The sequence below is a fragment of the Bacillus paralicheniformis genome (assembly GCF_001042485.2).
Classification (GTDB): domain Bacteria; phylum Bacillota; class Bacilli; order Bacillales; family Bacillaceae; genus Bacillus; species Bacillus paralicheniformis.
This window is the reverse complement of sequence record NZ_LBMN02000004.1, coordinates 216,659-237,654: the sequence shown is the minus strand read 5'-3', so window position 1 is coordinate 237,654 and position 20,996 is coordinate 216,659. Positions and strand designations below refer to the sequence as shown.

Sequence of the window (20,996 nt, the reverse complement as noted above, 5' to 3'; positions counted from 1 at the left end):
AGAGCAAACTGCAGGCCTTCTGTTTAGTATCTAGCGTACTTTTTTCGGAACATAGTCGGGAAAGTCTGTCACAATCCCGTCCACGCCAGCCTTTAAAAGCGGAGGCACTTCATCGCGGGAGCGGACGGTCCATGGCGTAATTTTCATGCCGAACGCATGGATTCTCGGCACAAGTGTAGGATCAGCGGCCACATTTTTTAAGTTGGCGTTCACATATTTGGCATAGCCGGAAAATGCCTTGAGCTTTGCATCTGTTAAGTCCGCTGTTTTTGACGTTAAGACACCTGTCGGCATTGATGGGAGCAGCTGATGAATTTTGTATACAGAGTTGAAATCAAACGATTGTACAATGATTTTTCCGTTTTTAGGCTTATCCATTCTCCGCTCTTTCAATGCCGCTGATACTTTTTCTTCGATTCCCGGATAGCGTGCAGGTTCTTTCAATTCGATCAGCATTCCGATCTTTCCTTTATACCGGTCAAGCACTTCTTCAAATGTCGGAATGCGTTCCCTGGCGAACTGCGGCCCGAAGTAGCTGCCAGCATCAAGCTTGCGCAGCTCGGCAAGCGTCAAGTCCTTTACGGCGACCGGCAGCACTGAGCCGATGTCTGTCGTACGGTTTACAGTTGTATCATGAATGACGACAAGCTCCCCGTCCTTGGACATTTGAACATCCAGCTCGATATAATCCGCTTTCATCTGATGCGCCTTTTCAAAGGCAGCCATCGTGTTTTCCGGCGCGTATCCAGAAGCACCTCTGTGCGCAATGACAGCCACTTTTTTAGGCTTCGCCGCCGGCTCTTGCGCTCCCGCGTCCGTTGCAAACAGTGCTGACCCGATAGAAACCCCGATCAATGAAGATAACATCAATTTCTTTAATAAAGCTGACACATCATCCACTCCCCTTTTGCTCTTCTCTTGCCAAAGTATAGGTTCGCACTGTTAAGATTATGTTTCAGCAGTCTTTAATTTTCATAAATTTCCTGATAAACAAAAAAAGACCCCCTCAGCAAGAGATCTTTTTTTGGATATATCAGCGCTCACAGGCAATTTTGTCTTTATCGCAGTCCAGCTTTTTATTGGCGTCATAAAGCGCTTTTGAAACATACGGCTTGTACTTCGTTTTTCCGCCTTTGTTTTTGACCGACTTCGAACGTGCGACGCCGCCTTTATAGTCTTTATTTAAAGCTTTGCAGTTTTTGTACGTTTTTACCTTCGTTTTTGCTTCTGCCACATCGCCGGCACCCCAGGAAAAACCGATGATAAGACCGGCAGACAAAAGACCCGCTGCTATTTTTTTCATCCCGTTTGACCCCTTTCGTCTAATTCTTATGTATCTTTTACCATAATAAAATATTTTTCTTATTCACTCAAGAAAAATATGACATTTTATTGAATAAAAAGTATGTATTGGACAAAGGACTTTTCACACAAAAAACCGGCCGCGTTATGCGCCGGCTTCATCAACATATTGATGTTCACAAGTCTTTTTCAAAACAGCGTGAATCTCATAGGCCAATTCCTTCGGATGGATGCACAGCATGTCTTCCAAAGGACTGTTCCAGTTCCCGTTCTTAATCAATTTCAGCGCATAATGGCCGGCCGGACTGCACTCGGGATACCACTCTATATCGAGGAGGAGGCATTCTTCCTCATGCCGCAGCTTCAAAAGATCCCGTTTGAAATCTGACCGCCAGGCCTTGCTGTCAGGCGCCAATTCATCGGGGTTTGTATCGGTTAATGAGTGATGCACAACCGTCCAACCGGCCGGGATTCTAAGCCTCAGCAAATTGCGGGCGCCGCCAGAGGCGCGAATCCTATCTTCCAACCGTTCGACCAGCTGTTCATACGGCGTATCTGAATCTTCACTGACCAGCGTTTGATCAGCATTTAGCATCCTGATAACGTACTTCAGTTCTCCAGCATATTCAACTTGTACCATTTTACCGGAGGTTTCATTCTCCAAGGTGAAGAGCGTACGGCGGGGATCGCGAATCGGCTTTTGATACAAATGATTTTCTTTCACTGTCCAGCCGGCCGGCACCATTAAAGGATGCAATTTAAAAAAATACTGAGATTTGGTCAACGTTCTCACATCCTCTATCCTTGTTCTGTCCTCTTTCCTATCAATCTATGTGCCGGGCCGGCTTCTTAGAACAACGGCGGACCAGCCTCACAAAAAAACCGCCCGACGCTTCATAAAGCAGTCAGGCGGCTTTTCGTTTTTACTCGCCGTTTTTTTCTTTTCCGTAATGATACGTTGATGGATCAACAGGTTTGAAGTCTGAAATTTCGTGGAACCTTAACAGATCTTTATAGAGTACTTGGTCGGACAGATCCAGCTGTTCGGACACCTGTGATTTGAGGTTTTCCGTTTCCTGGTTGCCTTTGATCTCTTTTCCTGTCTTTGTATCGTATACGGTCGTATCAATCATCGTGTACTTCGGCGTTACATAGTTTCCATTTCTGAAAGCCACGGTTTCGTCGTGGTCTTTAGAAAAGAGGTCTGTACCAAAGTTGATGTATTTTTTGCTGTCAATACCTTGCAGGTGAAGAAGTGTCGGCATGACATCCATTTCGCCGCCATACGTATGATTGACTCCGCCTTTTTTGCCCGGAACGCGGATCATAAGCGGTACGCGCTGATTCATCGCGTTTTGATACGGTGTAATCTCTTTTCCTAATACTTCTTTCATCGCACGGTTGTGGTTCTCTGAGATTCCGTTGTGGTCGCCATAGATGACGATGACGGAATCATCATATAATCCCGATTTTTTCAGCTCTTTAAAGAAATCTTCAAGCGCTTCGTCAAGATAACGCGCCGTCTGGAAATACCCGTCTACCGTTTTGTCTCCCGTCGTTCCCTTTTCAAGGGTGGCATCCTTTTCATCCAAAATGAACGGATAGTGGTTTGTCAGCGAGATTAAATGCGCATAGAACGGCTGTTTCAGCGATTTCAGCTTCGGAATTGATTCTTCAAAGAACGGCTTGTCTTTCAAGCCAAGGTTGACGAGATTCTCCTCTGACATGTCATATGTGCTGGCATCGAAGAATTTGTCATAGCCAATTTGTTTATACACCTGGTCGCGGTTCCAGAATGACTTGTAATCCCCGTGGAGCACGGCGCTTGTGTAGCCTTCTTTTTGGTTCAGAATCGCCGGCAGGGACTGGTACGTATTTTGCCCTTTTGTTACAAACGCGCTGCCTTCAGGCAGTCCGTAAAGGCTGTTGTCCATCATCAATTCGGCATCCGCGGTTTTACCTTGACCGGTCTGATGGAAAAAGTTATCGAAATACATCATGTCATTCTGGCCGTGCGCCAGCTTGTTCAAGAACGGCGTGACTTCTTTTCCGTTCAGCTTATAATCGATCAAAAACGTCTGGAAGCTTTCCAAATGAATCTTGATGATGTTCTTACCTTTTGCTGCGCCGAAATACTCGTCATTCGGTTTTGCATAATGCGAATTTGTATAGTTAATGACGCTCGTCAGGTCGTCGCTGCTCGCATATGCCTTTTGGCTCGCGTTTTGGGCAGCCTGAACACCATCATAGATCATGTAATTGTAAGGCCCCAAATACTTGACGATATAATTTCGGTCAAATGTTCTTGTCAAAAGCTCCGGACGGTCTGTCTCAGCAACTGCAAGGTTGATGAAAAACAGCGCCACTCCGCCGATAACGACAGTTGCAGCCCATCTTTTTTTCAGTTGTGCCGCCTTCAGTTCAGGCAGCTTCACACATAATGCAATCAGAATGATCAAATCGACGAAATAGATAACGTCATGAAATGCCATGATGTCAAAAACGCCATCCGACATGTTGCCGAGGTTTCCGGCTTGTTTTAAGTTTGCAAACGTCAAAAAGTCATCAAAGAAACGGTAAAACAGGATATTTGCATATAAAGCAAACGTCATCACAGCATCAATGATGATGATCCATATCGCCGACCGACGGCCTTTAGCAAACAAAGCCAAACCGAGTGCAGCAATCGTGAAGCTGAATGGGTTGATAAACAGCAGCATGTGCTGCGTAGACCCTTTCACACCCAAATTAAACTCTAAAAAGTAGGAAGCATAGGTTTTAGCCCATACAAAAACAACAGCTAACACAAAAAAGCTTAGCTTATGAGAGAATATTTTTTTCATGATAACCTCTACCTTTTTAAACTTTTTTCAGACCGCTTTCTGTTTCAGTCAATGAAGCGTGAGGAAACGATAATATATCATTCTACTAAAAGTCTCGGCGGTTTTTCAAGCACGTCCACGATGAAAATCCCCCAGCTTCCCTCACTCAAACAGTCCACGTCTGCGTAAAAAAATTCCGCATTTAAGACTACGGCCTCTAATTAAGACGAATGAATTTCCCCAAAGGTTTCAGTTATTTTCATTCATCTCGAAAATTGCTCTTTCCCGGACGATTAAATATCTTTATGAAATTCATTTAAATAAGCTTTTCTTTGAGCTTCTGTGAACCGGCCGATCCAGTCCGCACGCGCTTCCTCCGTCATATAGGGCAGAATGTATAGCTCGACCGCTTTATAAAATGCCGGTTCAGGAAGAATGTTGTACGTCGGAATCCGCACCATGCCGTTCCCGCGCGTCTCTATCAGTATATCCATAAAGAAAATGCCTTTCGGGCTGAAGCGGTGCTGCGCCATTTTAAGGCTTTTAATGTCCTTGAACAATACAGATTTCTTCCCTGAGAACAGCCGCCCGCCTTCTCCCTCGATCATGCTGAAGATGATGTTTCCTTTTTTCGTGAATGCCGGAAATATCATTAGAAAAGTAATCAAACCATAGATGATCCCGAAAAGTCCGACTCCCAGGTAAAGCAATGAATATTTCGATTCGAGTTTTATTGCTTCATAAAAGAGCCACAATCCGACCAATCCGAAACCTGCCGTCCCCGCAAAAGCCCATACTCTAAAGAACATTCGGCTTTTCACATCAATTGGTTTTTTTTCTTCCTGTTCCAAAAATAATAGACCTCCTTTACTTCAGCAAGCGGATTTCTATATTAATGATATTCATGCCACAATCTACCTTACCACAGAAACCGGTTTCTGCATAAAACTTGCAGTGTGAATGATCACGTATTCGTCCAATCAGCAGACGATCTGTCCCTAATCACGACCCGATGAATACAAAAAGGCTCCCGGCCATCTGCCGGCAGCCTTCCCCTATTTTGAAATATCAACAAATCCTTCGCCGAATACATCCCTGACATCGTGGATGATGACAAATGCTTTTTTATCTGTGCTTCTTATAATTTTCTTGAGCATGGACAGCTCTTGTTTATTAATGACAATGTATAGAATTTCTTTGGAATCGCCCGTATAGTGTCCGCGTCCCGTTAATATCGTGACGCCGCGGTCCATCAAGGTATTGACCTGCGCGGCGATCTCGTTTTTATGCTCAGAAATGATCGTGATCGCTTTTTTCGTGTTGAGCCCTTCGATAATGAAATCCATGACCTTTGTGGCGATGTACAGCATGACAATCGTAAACATCAGCTTTTCAGCACCAATGATAAAGTAGGAACTGAACACGACAACTAAATCGATCATCAGCAAGGCATAGCTGATGTTCCAGTCGAAATATTTATTGGCGATTCTCGCGAGAATCGCAGACCCGGCAGTGGTTCCGCCGACACGGATGATCATGCCGATGCCGACGCCGGCAAATACCCCGGCAAAGATCGTGCTGATGATCACTTCATCAGCCGGTACCGTCCAATCTTCAGTAACATGCAGAAAAAATGAATTGGCCGCCACCGCAATGATGGTATAAATCGTCGTTTTTTTATCCAAAAAGCGATAGCCGATAATCAGAAGAATGCCGTTCAGCACAAAGTTTGTGATGCCCGGAGACCATTCAAAAACGTAGTATAAAATCAGCGTGATCCCCGTGACGCCGCCTTCTCCCAAGTCATTCGGGATGGCGAACAGATTCACGGCTAACGCAAAGAAAAATGCGCCTATAACAATCAGGATCATATCCATTGCTTTCTTTTTCATAAAACTGCATCCCCTTCCTTATTCGTAGTCGATTTCCTGTAAAAAGTAAAAAAGCCCCGGAGAGAAGCTCTTTGATTAAGAGCAAAAACTCCTGGGCTTTTATCCCACCGTGTCATAACGATATCTTCGCTATGTGTTTTCTCTCGGACCAGACCAGCGCGGAACCCACTGCGGAACCCTAGAAAACCACCTTTTCTTTGTTATCAATTTGTCATCTTCAAGCATTATAAGTGAAATTTTGGGGTCTATCAACCCCTTTAACAGACTGAAAGATTTGTTTTTTTGTAAAATAGCTTCCATCTGCCGACGATAAAACCGTCCTATAATAATAGATATACGTGTTTTGCCTGGGAGGCGCTCTTATGAACAAACAAAAACGGCAATGGCTCATCAAGCAAACCATTCTCGAACATCCGGTAGAAAATCAGGAACAGCTGGCATCCCTGCTGGAAAAACGGGGCATCGCCGTTTCGCAGTCTACCATTTCCCGCGATATTAAAGAAATGTATCTTGTGAAACAGCCCGGTGAAAACGGAAAGCTTGTCTACACGACAAATGCTTCCTTATCCATCAACCCTTCCAAAATATTAAAAGATAAAATCTCCGACGTTGTCCTTCATGTGCATCGGACGGACCACTTGATCATTATTAAAACAATGCCCGGCAACGCCCATGCCATCGGCGTCCTTCTTGATAAGCTGGGAAGCCCGGAAATGCTGGGCTGTATATGCGGGAACGATACATGCCTTGTGATTTCCCAATCGCCTGAGGCAGCCCAATCATTTTGTGATCACTTATGCTGATCCGGCCATCCGGATCAGCTTTTTTTCCCTCAAAAAAAATTTTTTCAAAAAATCCCCTTTAAAAATATACACGTTTTATACGTTCTATTCTCTGCTCCTGCAAGGACTCATTTTCGATTTATCATAATTATTCATTTTTGTTTTTGCTTCATCAAAAAACATGTGAAATATATCACGTTTTCGTTGTTATCGCTTTCACATCGCGCTTTTCCTTCCTGTTTTAAGCTGTACATGTAACAAAAAGAGCTTAGGAGGCGGGATGATCATGACAACACCGATACACGTTTACTCTGAAATCGGCCCTTTGAAAACCGTCATGCTGAAGCGGCCCGGTCGGGAACTGGAAAACCTCACACCCGAATATCTGGAAAGGCTTCTCTTTGACGATATTCCCTTTTTGCCAGCGGTGCAAAAAGAGCATGACCAATTTGCAGAAACGTTAAAGAAACAGGGAGTTGAAGTTCTTTATTTAGAAAAGCTGACGGCTGAAGCCCTGGATGACGCTTTCATCCGCGAGCGGTTTATCGATGAGCTGTTAACGGAAAGCAAAGCAGATATCAACGGCGCTTACGACAGACTGAAAGAGTTCTTGCTCACCTTTGACGCCGATTCGATGGTCGAACATGTGATGAGCGGCATTCGAAAAAATGAGCTGGAACGCGAAAAGAAATCGCATCTTCATGAGCTGATGGAAGACCATTATCCATTTTATCTAGATCCGATGCCAAACCTTTACTTCACAAGAGATCCGGCGGCCGCCATCGGAAGCGGACTGACCATCAACAAAATGAAAGAGCCTGCTCGCAGGAGAGAGTCGCTGTTTATGCGCTACATTATCAATCACCACCCGCGTTTTAAAGGACATGAGATTCCGGTTTGGCTTGACCGTGATTTCAAATTCAATATCGAAGGCGGAGATGAGCTTGTCTTAAATGAAGATACCGTAGCGATCGGGGTATCAGAACGGACAACGGCTCAGGCGATCGAGCGTCTTGTCCGGAACTTATTTCAGCGGCAGAGCCGGATTCGCCGCGTACTGGCCGTCGAAATACCGAAGAGCAGAGCCTTTATGCATTTAGATACCGTCTTCACGATGGTTGACCGAGATCAATTCACGATCCATCCCGCCATCCAGGGGCCTGAAGGAGACATGCGGATCTTCGTTCTTGAGAGAGGGGAAACGGCAGACGACATTCGTACGACTGAAGAACACAATCTGCCGGAAGTGCTAAAAAGAACGCTCGGCCTTTCAGATGTCAACTTGATCTTCTGCGGCGGCGGAGACGAAATCGCTTCAGCCAGGGAGCAGTGGAATGACGGTTCCAATACACTCGCGATCGCTCCTGGTGTCGTCGTCACCTATGACCGGAATTACATTTCTAACGAATGTTTGAGAGAACAGGGCATTAAAGTTATCGAAATCCCGAGCGGGGAGCTTTCAAGAGGACGCGGCGGCCCGCGCTGCATGAGCATGCCGCTCTATCGCGAAGATGTGAAATAGCCAAACCTAAAGAAAAAGGAGAGAGATCCATGAACCAAACGATTGATTTAAAAGGCAGAAGCTACTTAGCTGAAAAAGATTTTTCCGAAGAAGAAATCCTCTATTTGCTCGATCTCGCCCAAAAATTAAAAGAAAAAAAAGCGCAAGGCATCAAGCATCGCTATTTGGAAGGTAAAAACATCGCTTTGCTGTTTGAAAAGCCTTCTACAAGAACGCGCTGCGCTTTCACGACAGCCTGTATCGACCTCGGTGCGCATCCCGAATATTTGGGAAAAGACGACATTCAACTCGGCAAAAAAGAATCGATCGAAGACACAGCCAAAGTTCTCGGCCGCATGTTCGACGGAATTGAATTCCGCGGATTTGAACATGAAAAAGTGATTTCCCTGGCAGAGCATTCCGGTGTGCCGGTATGGAACGGGCTGACCGATTTATGGCATCCGACGCAGATGCTTGCGGACTTTATGACAGTGAAAGAACATACGGGACGCGTAAAAGGGATCAAACTCACCTATATCGGCGACGGCCGTAACAACGTCGCAAACAGCCTGCTCATCGGCGGCGCCAAAGTCGGCATGGACGTGAGAATCTGCTCGCCTCAAGAGCTGTTCCCTGATCAAGACATCGTTAAAATGGCGGAAGCGTTCGCCGAAGAATCCGGCGGAAAAATCACCGTCACAAGCGATACAGATGAAGCCGTGTCCGGAGCCGACGTTCTGTATACGGACGTCTGGGTATCCATGGGAGAAGAAGACAAGTTCGCTGAAAGGATCAAACTGCTCAAGCCTTATCAAGTGAATATGGATCTCGTCAAGAAAACAGGAAACGATAACGTCATCTTCCTGCACTGTCTGCCTGCCTTCCACGACCTTCATACAACTTACGGACAAAACGTTTACGATCAGCACGGCCTTAAAGAAATGGAAGTGACGGACGAAGTGTTCCGCAGCAAACACTCTAAAGTGTTCGATGAAGCTGAAAACCGCATGCACACAATTAAAGCTGTCATGGCAGCGACACTCGGCGATCTTGACTGACAGGAAAAGGGGCTCATTCCCTTTTCCATTCTAAACCGAATGAGGTGACAAAAATGGCGGAAGAAAAGAAACTTGGGCTGTTTGCACTTATCGCGCTTGTCATCGGATCGATGATCGGCGGGGGCGCCTTCAACCTTGCAAGCGACATGGCTTCAGGAGCGGGGGCGGGAGCCATTTTAATCGGCTGGATCATCACCGGAGTCGGCATGATTGCCCTGGCCTTCTCTTTCCAAAACTTGACCACGAAAAGGCCTGATTTAGACGGCGGTATTTTCACTTATGCGCGGGAAGGATTCGGCCATTTTATGGGGTTTAACAGCGGCTGGGGGTACTGGTTCGCAGCCCTTCTCGGCAATGTCGCATACGGAACGCTGCTGTTCAGCGCAGTCGGATATTTCATCCCTGCGTTTGGAGACGGACAAAACGTCGCATCGATTATCGGTGCAAGCGTAATCCTCTGGTGCGTGCACTTTTTGATCCTGCGCGGGGTACAGTCCGCTGCCATGATCAACTTAATTACGACCATTTCAAAACTGGTACCGATTTTTGCTTTCATTATCGCCATTATCTTTGTGTTTCATCTTGATTTATTTACGAACGATTTCTGGGGAAAAGGGCTGTCGCTCGGTTCCATCGGGAAACAGGTCAAGAGCACGATGCTGGTGACCGTCTGGGTGTTTACCGGAATTGAAGGGGCCGTCTTATTCTCAAGCCGTGCCAAAAAATCAAGCGATGTCGGCAAAGCGACTGTCATCGGCTTGATCAGTGTACTTGTGATTTACGTCATGATTACGATGCTGTCGCTCGGCGTCATGAATCAGCAAAACTTGGCCGGGCTTCCGAATCCTTCAATGGCCGCGATCATGGAGCATATCGTCGGCAAATGGGGAGCTGTGCTCATCAACTTGGGATTAATCATTTCCGTATTGGGCGCCTGGCTGGCCTGGACATTATTCGCGGGCGAACTCCCGCTGATCGCGGCGCGCGAAGGGGTCTTCCCGAAATGGTTCGGCAAAGAAAATAAAAACGGCGCGCCGACAAATGCGCTGACTTTGACAAACGCCATTATCCAGCTGTTTTTGCTGACGTTTCTCATTTCGGATGCGGCCTATCAGTTTGCATTCTCCTTGGCTTCCTCGGCCATCTTGATCCCGTATCTGTTTTCCGGGCTTTATCAGCTTAAATACAGCTGGCTGCACAAAGAACCTAACCGGGGAAAGAACCTCATCATCGGGATCATCGCAAGCATTTACGGCGTCTGGCTCGTATATGCCGCAGGACTTGATTACCTGCTTTTGACCATGATTTTATACGCTCCCGGCATTCTCGTATTCCGGGCTGTCCGCAAAGGAAAAGAAGGCCCCGTCTTCAATAAGGCCGAGCTTTTGATTGCCGCCGCGATTCTTGTATTGGCTGTCATCGCCGTGATCAGGCTGGCTGCGGGAAGCATTTCAATTTAACAAAACAGAGGTGATGATCAAATGAAAAAAAGAAAAATTGTCGTCGCACTTGGCGGTAATGCCATCCAAACCGGAGATGCCAGTGCAGAAGCGCAAAAGCGCGCGCTTGAAGAAACCGCCATGTATTTGGCGGATATGATCGACAGCGGCGCCGAATTAATCGTCACGCACGGAAACGGCCCGCAGGTCGGAAACCTGATGATTCAGCAAAAAGAGGCGGATTCCCCGAAAACACCGGCCATGCCGCTTGAAACTTGTGTTTCCATGACCCAGGGAATGATCGGCTATTGGCTGCAAAATGCTCTTGACCGGGCGCTGCATGCGAAAGGGAAAGGCGGACATGCGGCAACCGTCATCACCCGCGTCGCCGTCCGAGGCGATGATGAAGCATTCCGCAACCCGACAAAACCGATCGGTCCGTTTTACAGCGAAGAAGAAGCGAAAGAACTGATGAACAGCCGCAACGGCGGCCTCGTTTTTAAAGAAGACGCCGGAAGAGGCTGGCGCCGGGTCGTACCGTCTCCGGCTCCGGTATCGATCCTTGAACACGATGTTATCAATGATCTTGTCGAACACGGACATATCGTCATTGCGGCCGGCGGCGGAGGCGTTCCCGTCATTGAAAACGGCGATGCCGTCTCCGGTATTGACGCCGTCATCGACAAAGACTTTGCCGCCTGCAAACTGGCGGAACTTGTGCAGGCTGACGAACTGGTCATTCTAACAGGTGTCGACTATGTTGCCGTCGATTATTTAAAGCCGACAGAACGCGCGCTGAAACGCGTCACCACCGAAGAACTGAAAGGTTATATAAAAGAAAAGCAATTTGCAGAAGGAAGCATGCTGCCAAAAGTCAAAGCAGCCATCCAATTTGCCGAAGCCAAAAAAGGCAATAAAACGGTCATCACATCCCTGAAATTAGCCAAAGACGCTCTCCAAGGAAATGCCGGCACGATTGTCGAACAAGCCTAAAAGCAAAAGGAAGGGCTCGGGGAGGGTTCTTCCTTTTGCCAATCGTCAAAAACAAGTAAAATTTAAACTATATAGCCGCAACATAAGAAAATCGATAAGGGTGGTCCATATGAAGAACAAAGACATCGTACATCAACTGAAAAAGTTTCCTCTTCTCGCTTCCCTGAATAAAAGAGATCTGGAAGATATGAAACAGTTTATCTATTGGCGCACTTACCATAAAGGCCAGATATTATTTATGGAAGACGACCCCCGGGAACGAATGTACCTTCTTCTCGACGGCTTTATCAAACTCGAAAAATCAAACGAAGCTGGATCCATGTTTTATACCGACTATGTACGTCCTCATACCCTCTTTCCATTTGGAGGCTTGTTTCGGGATGAGCATTATCACTATGCCGCCGAAGCCTTAACAGATATTGAACTCTACTATATACCCATGAACATCTTCGAAGATCTCGTCCGGGACAACAAAAACCTGCTTTACGATATTCTCAATCATTTATCAGACATTCTTGCCCTCCACGAGGAAAGGCTGAAGCGCATTACACTCTCCCATGCACACGACAGGGTCACACAAGCCATTTACTATTTAACCGAAAGCCTCGGTCAAAAAGAAAGCAATTCAACCGTCATCAACTGTCCGATCACCGCTGCTGAAATTGCCAAAATCTCAGGGACATCCCGCGAAACCGTCAGCGCCGTCCTGAAAAAGCTCCGCTGCGAAGGCGTGATCAGTCAAATGAACAAGCAGATTATGATCAACCGGCCGGAGTATTTTATGTAGATCATATATGAGAAATCATCCCGACGACAAGCGGGATGATTCCCCCCGCCGCCTTTATTTATACCGGAATTCCTCTGTTTCAAACTGTCTGTTTTTGATGATATCCCGATAAAAGCAAGCCGATTTTTTCAGCGCCCTGCTGCGGTTGTCCTCCAATCGGATCTCAACAAGGCCGTAGCGGTTTTTAAAGGCGTTCATCGGAGAGACGTTGTCCGTGAACGCCCAAAGCATATAGCCTTTGCAGTTTGCGCCGTCTGCGATCCCTTTCATTGCCTCTCGCAAATGGGCCGAAATAAAATCGATTCTGTAGTCATCCTGAATGACACCTTCTTCATTTTTAAAACGCTCCTCATGTTCGACGCCCATCCCGTTTTCCGCAATCAGCCATTCGATATTTCCGTACTCATGTTTGAGTCTCATCGCCATATCATAGACAATTTGGGGATAGATCTCCCATCCTCTGAATGGGTTCATTTTTCTGCCGGGCAGCTCAAAGTATTCATAGTAATAAGCGGGATGAAATGGCGTTGAGTCATTCCACTGTCTTGACGGAGCTTTTACACGGCGGGGGTAATAAAGGTTAATGCCGGCAAAATCTACTGTATGCTGTTTGATGATGTCAAGCTCCGCCTCATCATGGTCAAACAGAATATCGTGTTTAACCAAGAGCTCTATCAATTCATCGGGATAGGCGCCTTTGATGCTCGGATCCAAAAAAACCCTGTTAAAAAACAAATCATAGATGCGGGCCGCTTTTTGGTCATGAGGCGCGCTTGATCTCGCATAAGTAACCTCCGGATTCAAAATAACGCCGATTTTGGCGCCTTCCAGGCAATCGGACTTGCGGGCGTGAAAAAGCCTGACACATTTCGCCGTCGCCAATGCCTTATTAAAATTCCATTGCATCCATTTTTTCGTGTTCTGCTCATATGGATATCGAATTGCATCAAGGAAAATCCGGGTTTGCGGGACAATCGGTTCATTAAAAGTAAACCAATATTTCACCCTGTCTCCATATCGTTCAAATACTTTTTTCGCATATGCCGCAAATAAATCTATGACATGTTTAGACCCCCACCCTCCGTATTTCTCCATTAAAACTGCGGGAATCTCATAATGCTCAAGGCAAATCATCGGTTCCACACCTGATGCAATCAGCTCATTGATGACATCGTCGATATAGCCTGCGTACACTTCATCAACTTCTGTTGTTTCATAATCAATCAGAAAGCGGGACCAGTTAATCGATGTCCGGTAATGTGTCAAGCCGATCTCTTTCATATGATGAATATCCTCTTTATAGCGGTTATAAAAATCGGTTGCCACAGCCGGCCCGTATCCGTTATGCCATACATGCGGGTCATTCTTGTACCACATATCCAAATAAGAATCCTGTGTCGGCCGCTTCCCGGGCCACCCCTCTGTCTGCCACGCCGACGCTGCTGCGCCGAGAATAAAATCGGCGGGAATCTTCCACGTTTGTCTCGCCATTTCGTTCGCTCCTTTCAACGCCTTTACATGGAAACATTTTTTTCAGAATTGACCGTAAGGCTTCGATTCATCAACATCACAAACGGAAGATAAATAAGGGCAGAGACGATGATGCATACGATTTGTGTGACGACGGCGCCGAGGCTTCCTCCTGTCGACAGCCAGGCGTTGATAATCGGCGGTGTCGTCCACGGCACCATGACAACGGCTTTTCCGGCAAAGCCCACCGCTGTCGCGATGTAACCGATCGCCCCCGTCACAAGCGGCGTCACAATAAAAGGAATCGCCATTAACGGATTCAGCATGACGGGAACCCCGAAGATCACCGGTTCATTGATATTGAAGATGCCGGGACCAAACGAAATTTTTGTAATGCTGCGCAAATCCTCCCGTTTCCCCGCGATAAAAATCGCGATCAACAGGCCGATCGTGACGCCGGATCCGCCGATGCTCATGTACACATCCCAAAACGGCATCGTAATGATATTCGGAATCGATTCGCCGGCAGCGTATGCATTCATATTGACGGTAATCGAAGCGAGCAGCAAAGGCTCTCTGATCGGCTTCACCATCTGGTTTCCGTGTATGCCGATGACCCAGAAAAACTGTGCGACAAACACTAGCAGCAAAATGCCGGGAAGGCCTTGAATCGCACCCTCAAGCGGTTTTTGCACGACATTGTACACAGCTTCATGAAGGTATACGCCCGTCAGCCGATGAAAAGCAAATCCGAAGCTGGCGATGATCGTGACCGTAATAATCGAAGGAAATAAAGTGCCGAACGAGACAGAGACATTGGCCGGCACGCTGTCCGGCATTTTAATTTTGAGCCGGTCCATGCTCGAAAGCTTGCTGAAGATTTCAACAGACACAATCGAAATAAACATCCCCAAAAACAGTGACTTCGGATCCGTAAATTCCTTGGCCAGCACATTAACCACTTCCTGCATCGAACCGTTCACTTCCAACAGCACCGTCGATGGAATGACAGAGATATAGGACATCAGCGCCATCAAGCCGGGAAAAAATGATTCATGCCCATTCAGCTTCCCGAGCTCAATCCCGATCAAAAACACCGCGCCGATCGTAATAAAGTTCAGCGTCGCATAATTGATCGAGGCCATAATCGGCTCAAGCGCAGACAAGAACCGAAAAGGCTCGAAAACCGCAAGTCCCGTCTCGGGGCTCATCACCATATTCTGCATCAGAACCGCAAACGCCCCGGCAATGATGACCGGCATCAGTGTAACAAACGCCGACTTAATGACCATGATATATTTGAAGCTTGTAATTTTAAAAGCGACCCGCTCAAACATCTCGGTCACCTTCGCCATCCTGCTCATTTACTCTCCCCCTTTTTTTGGTGGTTTGCTTTTACTTTACAATGAAAACGCTTTCTTTTCGGTGCATATTTTTTCCTTTGGGAGAGGAAATTTTTCAGGTTGGGAGGCCATCAAAGCAGACAACCCGCCGTTTCACTGAAACAGCGGGTCTTATATTTTACTGTGGCAATTGCACTTTGATCGGCTTGAACGGCGTGGAATAAAATGCACTTAAATAACCAAACTCGACATCAAGCGAATATTGGCCAAGACTGAAGTTTTTCGCTCCAAATTCACCATCTAACGTAAAGTCTGAACGGAATCGAAGTTTTTCAGGATCTAGCACTTTTGTAAAATTACCTTTTACGCTGTGTCCCTCCGGCGCCTCGTCAAAGCCTTTATAAGCCGAATCAACCAGCGACATCGTTTCTAAAAAATTTTGCATGCTGTCCATATCGATCTTAGATTGATCGACATGTTTCAAATGATAGTCGACAGACAGTTTGCTGCCGTTTTGTTTCACCTGATCAACGGCAATTTGGAAATCATGACGGTCAGCGCTCAGCACGGCGGGCGTTTTTGTGAGTGGCAGCGTTTTTTCGGAATCGCCCATACTGCTGCTCGCCTCAATCTTGAGGTATTTTGTTCCTTTATTCACTTTTTCAAGGATCAGCCTTTCTTCGTGACGAACCTTGTTTCCTTTCTTTGTACTGTCTGTCGTCCTCTGCCCGCCACTCAAATAAGGGATTTCGTTTCCTTTATCATCGGTCACTTTTATAATTGATGTACGATCGTTTGGATGTTCCTCTGAATTGGATACTTCATAGTCGATGACAGTCGATTCTTTTCCGAGAATTACCGTTTTTACGGCGAGCTTATGGCCATCAGCCGATTGTGTATTGTTTTTGGTTACGTGGAGCGTTTTATACGGCAGTTTATCAACCGGAATGTCGAACTTCCATTTCCCTCTGATTCCGTTAATATCTGTGATCGTAACCGGGAGTGTCAGTTTATCGGGAATATGTTTATCTGGATAGCCCATTTGAATGTAGCCGGTATAGCCATCCTCTGTTTTCTTTATGTCTCCTTGAGAAGCGATCGCCCATTTGCGCTCGCCATTAAATAATGTGAAATGAATCATTCTCGCTCCATCATCCAAATCTTTTCTTGTATCACTTTTCACCTTAAACGTCATACCGATGATTCCGCCGTCAAAATAAACGCTTGTCGCCGTCACGTCTATGTTGTTGCTGGACGCTTTCTCGTTCAGTTCAGTGACAAGCTGGCCCGCCACCAAGTTTTGACCGACATAGTCATGGAATTGTTGATACGCTTTCCCAAACAGCGGGACGTCAGCCAACACGCTTTGCATCGCTGGGGAAACGAAGCCGCTGCCGAGAAGGAGCACAGCGGCCGCGCCTGAAACAAAAATGGTTCGTTTCACGGCGTGCTTCGGCCGAAACCTTTTTTCCCGCTTGGCCCGATTGATGCCTTTATCGATTGATTCGCGGATTTCTTTTGTAGGAACATTGATCTTGTTTACTTCGTTTTTGAACCATTGTTTGTCCATGCGTCTTCTCCCCCAGTCAGTAGTTGTTTTAATTCAAACTTCGCTCTTTTCAAATAGGTCTTAACGGTTCCTTCAGGAGCATTCATCACCTCGGCGATATCATGTATCGGCAGGTCGTGATAATAAAATAGAATGATGGCGGTTTGATATTCTTTTCGCAACCGCTGAACGGCTTCAAGCATCCCCATTCTGTCGTCCGCATCCATCTCCTGCTCCTGGCCTTCATCCTGCAGCGGCCTGTCCATTAAAACCACTTTCTTTTTCTTGTCTAATAAGGCATATGCATGATGAATGAGGATTTTCGTCAGCCATGTCAAAAAGTATTCGGGATTCCTCAGCTGGGCAATCGATAAAAATGCCTTGTACGCCGTCTCCTGTACGATATCTAACGCGTCCTCCTTATTTCGCACATATATGTAAGCTGTTCTGTAAAGCTGATCGCTGTGCTTTTGAAACAGCATTTCAAAAGCTTTGGCATTGCCTGCGACAGCTTTCTTAACTAATCTGATTTGCTTCACTGCTGCGCCTCCTTCAAACATTAGAGAAGAGAATGGATGAGAAAAGTTTCAAAAGGACGGAATTTTTTCTCTGCATTAAAAAAATCCGCTATTTCATCAAAAATAGCGGATTCTATTTATTTCTTTGTCAGCGTCACTTTAGAAGTTCCGGTTTGGCCGTGCGGTTCCTGTTCATATTTAAGCTCTTCCCTCAGTTCATTCATACTTGATCGTTTGATTCGATAGACGGCTTCAAGCCGAACCAAATATTCGGCCCTTGTTTTGAAAGCATGAATGATTGAGATGATCCAAACGATAAGCAAGGCTTTCATAGCCAAATCGAAAAGGAACGTTCTGGCTGTAAAAGCAGCGAATAAAACAGCCGCTGCATATCCGATCCCGGCAAATAACCATTTTCTTTGTTTCGTTCGCGCTGCGATATAAATAAATGCAAACCAGCTTAAAAATCCAAAAGGAACCCATGTGAACACAAGCCAGAAAGAATGTGCAAACTCCCATTTTGTTCCTTCATTTGTATAACCTTTAGCCATTGTGATACTCCCTTACAATTGTGATGATCCTTTAGAACTATATTATACTAAATTTTCCTATACAGGAATAAAAGTTTTCGATCCGCCCGCCATGAATGATAAGATAAACATAAAACCAACAATTGGAGATGAAGGAAACATGAAGAACAAACTGATTGAACGTCTCATTTCTTATGCGAAAGTGGATACGCAGTCAAATGAAAACAGTCAGACGACGCCTTCCACTCCCGGGCAGCTGACGCTTGCCAATATGCTTGTTGAAGAGCTGAAAGAGATCGGCATGAAGGACGTCACAATCGATGAAAACGGCTATGTGATGGCGACGCTTCCTTCGAATACGGAAAAAGAGGTGCCGACGATCGGCTTCCTGGCTCATGTGGATACAGCAACAGATTTTACCGGAAAGAACGTCAATCCGCAGGTTATCGAACAATACGACGGAAAGGACATTGTGCTGAATGAATCTCTCAATGTCGTCTTATCGCCCAAGGAATTTCCCGAGCTTGCAGATTATGCGGGACATACATTGATCACTACCGACGGAACGACTTTGCTCGGCGCCGATAATAAAGCGGGAATCTCTGAAATCATGACGGCAATCGAATATTTAATTGCGCACCCCGAAATCAAACACGGGAAGATCAGAGTCGCTTTTACGCCTGATGAAGAGATCGGCAGAGGGCCCCACAAGTTTGACGTAGAGGCGTTCAACGCCACATTCGCGTATACGGTTGACGGCGGACCGCTCGGCGAACTGCAGTACGAAAGCTTCAATGCTGCAGCCGCGAAAATCACTTGTAAAGGAACGAACGTCCACCCCGGCACAGCAAAAGGAAAAATGGTCAATGCCGCCAAAATCGCGATGCAGTTTCACGCCGGACTTCCGGCAAACGAAGCCCCTGAATTTACTGAAGGTTATGAAGGCTTCTACCATCTGCTTTCGATCAAGGGCGATGTCTCTGAAACCACTCTCTCCTATATCATCAGGGATTTTGACAGAGACCGATTTAACGAGAGAAAAGCCAACGTCCAACAAATCGCAAACGACCTTAAAGCCAAATACGGCGAAAACAGCATCACAGTAGACATGAATGATCAATATTACAACATGAGGGAAAAAATCGAACCGGTCAAAGAGATTGTCGACATTGCCTATGAAGCAATGAAAAATCTGGACATCGAGCCGGTTGTGAAACCGATCCGCGGCGGTACAGACGGCTCCCAGCTCTCATACATGGGGCTTCCTTGTCCGAACATTTTTACAGGCGGGGAAAACTTTCACGGAAAATACGAGTATATTTCCGCCGACAATATGGTAAAAGCCGCCAATGTCATCGTGGAAATTGTGAAGCTGTTTGAAGAAAGAGCGTAATACGAAAAAAGCGAAAAGCGGCTGCAAGACACGACAGCCGCTTTTTTGTCAGATCAATCTTTATCTGCGCTTTGCCGAAATCAGAACATGTTTCGGCATAAAGCCGATTAACGTCTCACCGATGCAAAATATTCTGCTCATTTAGCTTCATCGCCTTTCCAAATATCTTTCAGCGTCCAGTAAGTGAACTCTTCGACCCGTACATTGCCTTTCTCAGAAAACAGCTCAATCCCGGCTCTTCCTTCTTTGGGATATATGCGGCTGGTCATTGTCGCTTCACCATGGTTTGCAAATACTTCAATAGACGATCTGTCAAGAAACAGATGCAAGGTGAGCTTCTCCTCCGCTTCAAGCCGTACGTTTCTCACACCGTCCCGCGCTTTGCCGGACTTTGAACAGTCGAGCGTCAGCTTTTGATCAGCCAAGCTGTACTGGATGATTGTCTCTTCCTGACCAATCCCCCGAATCTTTAAGCCAACCGTTTCGGCACTGCAAATTGTCAAATCAAAAACGGCCACCACTTCAAGAAGCTTTTCGGCTGTCTTTATCAAATAGCTGCCGGAAATCGATTGATTGGCACATTCATGATGTTCCGATTCACGAAGTAATTGAGTCTCCTCAACCGGATTCATTAAAATTTTGTGATCATCCTTCAACGTCAATTCACGCGGCAAAGTTAAAGCCCCGCACCATCCGTCCGCTTTCGTCGGCATCTCTGACTCCCACATATCCATCCAGCCAATCGCAATTCTGCGCCCTTTGTCATCCAACAAAGTTTGCACGGCATAAAAGTCATGGCCATGGTCCAATTCCTTAAAGGAGCCATGTACAAACTCATTCGTGTCTTCATCATAATCTCCAATCAAATAGCCTGTTTGATACAGATTCTGATATGAATCACCATCCGCCTCTATACCCTGAGGAGAAATCAGCAAAATGTGTTTGCCGTCTAATTCAAAGAAATCCGGACATTCCCACATAAAGCCGAGATTTCCGTCGCTTTGGGCGAGGACGCCTGCATATTCCCAATCTACAAAGTTAGGCGAGCGATATAAAATGACCCGACCGACATTTTCTTTTGAGGCGTTTCCGATCACCATATACCAGGTCTCACCATGCCTCCATACTTTCGGATCGCGAAAGTGGCGGGAGCTGTCTTCCGGCGGCTCTGCGATGACAGGGTTTTCTTTCAGTTTTTCAAAGGTGATACCATCTTTGCTGACTGCTATATTCTGATTTTGATAGAAATCGTCTTTCTCTTCATCTATCATATTATGCCCTGTATAAATTAAAGCAAGGTCGCCGTTATATTCGACTGCGCTTCCTGAGAAGCAGCCGCTCCCATCAAATGCATCGCCAGGGGCTAAAGCGATCGGCAAGTGTTCCCAGTGAATAAGATCCCTGCTCTTCAAATGGCCCCAATGCATCGGCCCCCAATTCTCATCATACGGATGATGTTGATAAAAGACATGATACTCCCCTTTATATTGAATCAGTCCGTTTGGATCATTTATCCAGTTTGCCCGGGGCATCATGTGATAGCCCATTCGGTATCGGTGATTCACTTTTTTTCCGGCTTTCTTCAATGCTTCTTCTGCCTGGTGAATTCTATTCATC

19 protein-coding genes and 1 riboswitch are annotated in these 20,996 nt (G+C 46.2%); of the genes, 7 read left to right on the top strand and 12 right to left on the bottom strand.

Annotated features, from left to right (window positions below; translation table 11 throughout):
* Positions 1 to 30 precede the first annotated feature (30 nt).
* The 6 genes from ACH97_RS03475 to ACH97_RS03450 all read right to left on the bottom strand — a co-directional run bounded on the left by ACH97_RS03475 (position 31) and on the right by ACH97_RS03450 (position 6,016).
* A complete protein-coding gene (locus ACH97_RS03475) occupies positions 31 to 891 on the bottom strand; it encodes a glycerophosphodiester phosphodiesterase (protein WP_048350101.1) in 861 nt (286 codons plus the stop codon).
* A gap of 142 nt (positions 892 to 1,033) precedes the next feature.
* Positions 1,034 to 1,303: an excalibur calcium-binding domain-containing protein gene (locus ACH97_RS03470; RefSeq protein ID WP_048350100.1), complete on the bottom strand. Its 270-nt coding sequence runs from the start codon at positions 1,301 to 1,303 to the stop codon at positions 1,034 to 1,036.
* A 144-nt stretch (positions 1,304 to 1,447) separates the two neighbouring features.
* Positions 1,448 to 2,095 (bottom strand): hypothetical protein, encoded by a 648-nt coding sequence (locus ACH97_RS03465; protein ID WP_020453459.1) that lies wholly within the window; start codon positions 2,093 to 2,095, stop codon positions 1,448 to 1,450.
* Between the two features lie 130 nt (positions 2,096 to 2,225).
* Positions 2,226 to 4,145, bottom strand: a complete 1,920-nt coding sequence (gene ltaS / locus ACH97_RS03460; RefSeq protein ID WP_048350099.1) for a lipoteichoic acid synthase — start codon at positions 4,143 to 4,145, stop codon at positions 2,226 to 2,228.
* A 272-nt stretch (positions 4,146 to 4,417) separates the two neighbouring features.
* The gene (locus ACH97_RS03455; RefSeq protein WP_025810573.1) at positions 4,418 to 4,975 is read right to left on the bottom strand and encodes a YfjD family protein; all 558 of its coding nucleotides are present in this window, start codon (positions 4,973 to 4,975) and stop codon (positions 4,418 to 4,420) included.
* A 204-nt stretch (positions 4,976 to 5,179) separates the two neighbouring features.
* Positions 5,180 to 6,016: a YitT family protein gene (locus ACH97_RS03450; protein ID WP_020453462.1), complete on the bottom strand. Its 837-nt coding sequence runs from the start codon at positions 6,014 to 6,016 to the stop codon at positions 5,180 to 5,182.
* Positions 6,017 to 6,102: 86 nt separating this feature from the next.
* A riboswitch (guanidine-I (ykkC/yxkD leader) is annotated at positions 6,103 to 6,209 on the bottom strand.
* Between the two features lie 169 nt (positions 6,210 to 6,378).
* On the opposite strand from ACH97_RS03450, the gene argR reads away from it, so the two are divergent.
* The 6 genes from argR to ACH97_RS03420 all read left to right on the top strand — a co-directional run bounded on the left by argR (position 6,379) and on the right by ACH97_RS03420 (position 12,576).
* Positions 6,379 to 6,819, top strand: coding sequence for an arginine repressor (argR, locus tag ACH97_RS03445; RefSeq protein WP_048350098.1), 441 nt, complete (start codon positions 6,379 to 6,381; stop codon positions 6,817 to 6,819).
* Between the two features lie 265 nt (positions 6,820 to 7,084).
* Positions 7,085 to 8,320 (top strand): arginine deiminase, encoded by a 1,236-nt coding sequence (gene arcA, locus ACH97_RS03440; protein ID WP_023856930.1) that lies wholly within the window; start codon positions 7,085 to 7,087, stop codon positions 8,318 to 8,320.
* Between the two features lie 29 nt (positions 8,321 to 8,349).
* Positions 8,350 to 9,357 carry an ornithine carbamoyltransferase gene (gene argF, locus ACH97_RS03435; RefSeq protein WP_020453465.1) on the top strand — a complete coding sequence of 336 codons (1,008 nt, stop codon included), beginning with the start codon at positions 8,350 to 8,352 and terminating at the stop codon, positions 9,355 to 9,357.
* 53 nt (positions 9,358 to 9,410) lie between these two features.
* A complete protein-coding gene (gene arcD, locus ACH97_RS03430; RefSeq protein WP_057957810.1) occupies positions 9,411 to 10,817 on the top strand; it encodes an arginine-ornithine antiporter in 1,407 nt (468 codons plus the stop codon).
* A 21-nt stretch (positions 10,818 to 10,838) separates the two neighbouring features.
* Positions 10,839 to 11,789 (top strand): carbamate kinase, encoded by a 951-nt coding sequence (gene arcC / locus ACH97_RS03425; RefSeq protein ID WP_020453467.1) that lies wholly within the window; start codon positions 10,839 to 10,841, stop codon positions 11,787 to 11,789.
* Between the two features lie 109 nt (positions 11,790 to 11,898).
* Complete coding sequence (locus ACH97_RS03420) at positions 11,899 to 12,576, top strand: Crp/Fnr family transcriptional regulator (RefSeq protein WP_020453468.1); 678 nt, start codon at positions 11,899 to 11,901, stop codon at positions 12,574 to 12,576.
* A gap of 54 nt (positions 12,577 to 12,630) precedes the next feature.
* On the opposite strand, the gene ACH97_RS03415 is transcribed toward ACH97_RS03420, so the two are convergent.
* From ACH97_RS03415 to ACH97_RS03395, 5 genes are all read right to left on the bottom strand, one after another.
* Positions 12,631 to 14,067 (bottom strand): glycoside hydrolase family 1 protein, encoded by a 1,437-nt coding sequence (locus ACH97_RS03415; protein ID WP_020453469.1) that lies wholly within the window; start codon positions 14,065 to 14,067, stop codon positions 12,631 to 12,633.
* 23 nt (positions 14,068 to 14,090) lie between these two features.
* Positions 14,091 to 15,410 carry a PTS sugar transporter subunit IIC gene (locus ACH97_RS03410; protein ID WP_048350097.1) on the bottom strand — a complete coding sequence of 440 codons (1,320 nt, stop codon included), beginning with the start codon at positions 15,408 to 15,410 and terminating at the stop codon, positions 14,091 to 14,093.
* A 157-nt stretch (positions 15,411 to 15,567) separates the two neighbouring features.
* Positions 15,568 to 16,959 (bottom strand): DUF4179 domain-containing protein, encoded by a 1,392-nt coding sequence (locus ACH97_RS03405; RefSeq protein ID WP_020453471.1) that lies wholly within the window; start codon positions 16,957 to 16,959, stop codon positions 15,568 to 15,570.
* The gene (locus ACH97_RS03400) at positions 16,929 to 17,498 is read right to left on the bottom strand and encodes a sigma-70 family RNA polymerase sigma factor (RefSeq protein ID WP_041817382.1); all 570 of its coding nucleotides are present in this window, start codon (positions 17,496 to 17,498) and stop codon (positions 16,929 to 16,931) included. The genes ACH97_RS03405 and ACH97_RS03400 overlap by 31 nt, the downstream gene beginning before the upstream one ends.
* 95 nt (positions 17,499 to 17,593) lie before the next feature.
* On the bottom strand, positions 17,594 to 18,007 hold the full coding sequence (locus ACH97_RS03395; protein ID WP_020453473.1) for a hypothetical protein: 414 nt from the start codon (positions 18,005 to 18,007) through the stop codon (positions 17,594 to 17,596).
* Positions 18,008 to 18,146: 139 nt separating this feature from the next.
* Between ACH97_RS03395 and pepT the strand changes: the two genes are divergently transcribed.
* Entirely contained in the window at positions 18,147 to 19,379 is a 1,233-nt protein-coding gene (gene pepT / locus ACH97_RS03390) for a peptidase T (RefSeq protein WP_020453474.1), read from the top strand.
* Positions 19,380 to 19,516: 137 nt separating this feature from the next.
* Here the strand turns inward: pepT and ACH97_RS03385 are convergent, their stop codons facing one another.
* Entirely contained in the window at positions 19,517 to 20,995 is a 1,479-nt protein-coding gene (locus ACH97_RS03385) for a glycoside hydrolase family 32 protein (protein WP_020453475.1), read from the bottom strand.
* Between the last annotated feature and the right edge of the window lies 1 nt (position 20,996).

Coding starts and splice junctions, on each gene's coding strand:
- ACH97_RS03450 (WP_020453462.1), bottom strand. CDS start 6,016: ATGAAAAAGAAAGCAATGGATATGATCCTGATTGTTATAGGCGCATTT.
- arcD (WP_057957810.1), top strand. CDS start 9,411: ATGGCGGAAGAAAAGAAACTTGGGCTGTTTGCACTTATCGCGCTTGTC.
- ACH97_RS03405 (WP_020453471.1), bottom strand. CDS start 16,959: ATGGACAAACAATGGTTCAAAAACGAAGTAAACAAGATCAATGTTCCT.
- argF (WP_020453465.1), top strand. CDS start 8,350: ATGAACCAAACGATTGATTTAAAAGGCAGAAGCTACTTAGCTGAAAAA.
- ACH97_RS03410 (WP_048350097.1), bottom strand. CDS start 15,410: ATGAGCAGGATGGCGAAGGTGACCGAGATGTTTGAGCGGGTCGCTTTT.
- ACH97_RS03400 (WP_041817382.1), bottom strand. CDS start 17,498: ATGTTTGAAGGAGGCGCAGCAGTGAAGCAAATCAGATTAGTTAAGAAA.
- argR (WP_048350098.1), top strand. CDS start 6,379: ATGAACAAACAAAAACGGCAATGGCTCATCAAGCAAACCATTCTCGAA.
- ACH97_RS03470 (WP_048350100.1), bottom strand. CDS start 1,303: ATGAAAAAAATAGCAGCGGGTCTTTTGTCTGCCGGTCTTATCATCGGT.
- pepT (WP_020453474.1), top strand. CDS start 18,147: ATGAAGAACAAACTGATTGAACGTCTCATTTCTTATGCGAAAGTGGAT.
- ACH97_RS03420 (WP_020453468.1), top strand. CDS start 11,899: ATGAAGAACAAAGACATCGTACATCAACTGAAAAAGTTTCCTCTTCTC.
- arcA (WP_023856930.1), top strand. CDS start 7,085: ATGACAACACCGATACACGTTTACTCTGAAATCGGCCCTTTGAAAACC.
- ACH97_RS03385 (WP_020453475.1), bottom strand. CDS start 20,995: ATGAATAGAATTCACCAGGCAGAAGAAGCATTGAAGAAAGCCGGAAAA.
- arcC (WP_020453467.1), top strand. CDS start 10,839: ATGAAAAAAAGAAAAATTGTCGTCGCACTTGGCGGTAATGCCATCCAA.
- ltaS (WP_048350099.1), bottom strand. CDS start 4,145: ATGAAAAAAATATTCTCTCATAAGCTAAGCTTTTTTGTGTTAGCTGTT.
- ACH97_RS03395 (WP_020453473.1), bottom strand. CDS start 18,007: ATGGCTAAAGGTTATACAAATGAAGGAACAAAATGGGAGTTTGCACAT.
- ACH97_RS03415 (WP_020453469.1), bottom strand. CDS start 14,067: ATGGCGAGACAAACGTGGAAGATTCCCGCCGATTTTATTCTCGGCGCA.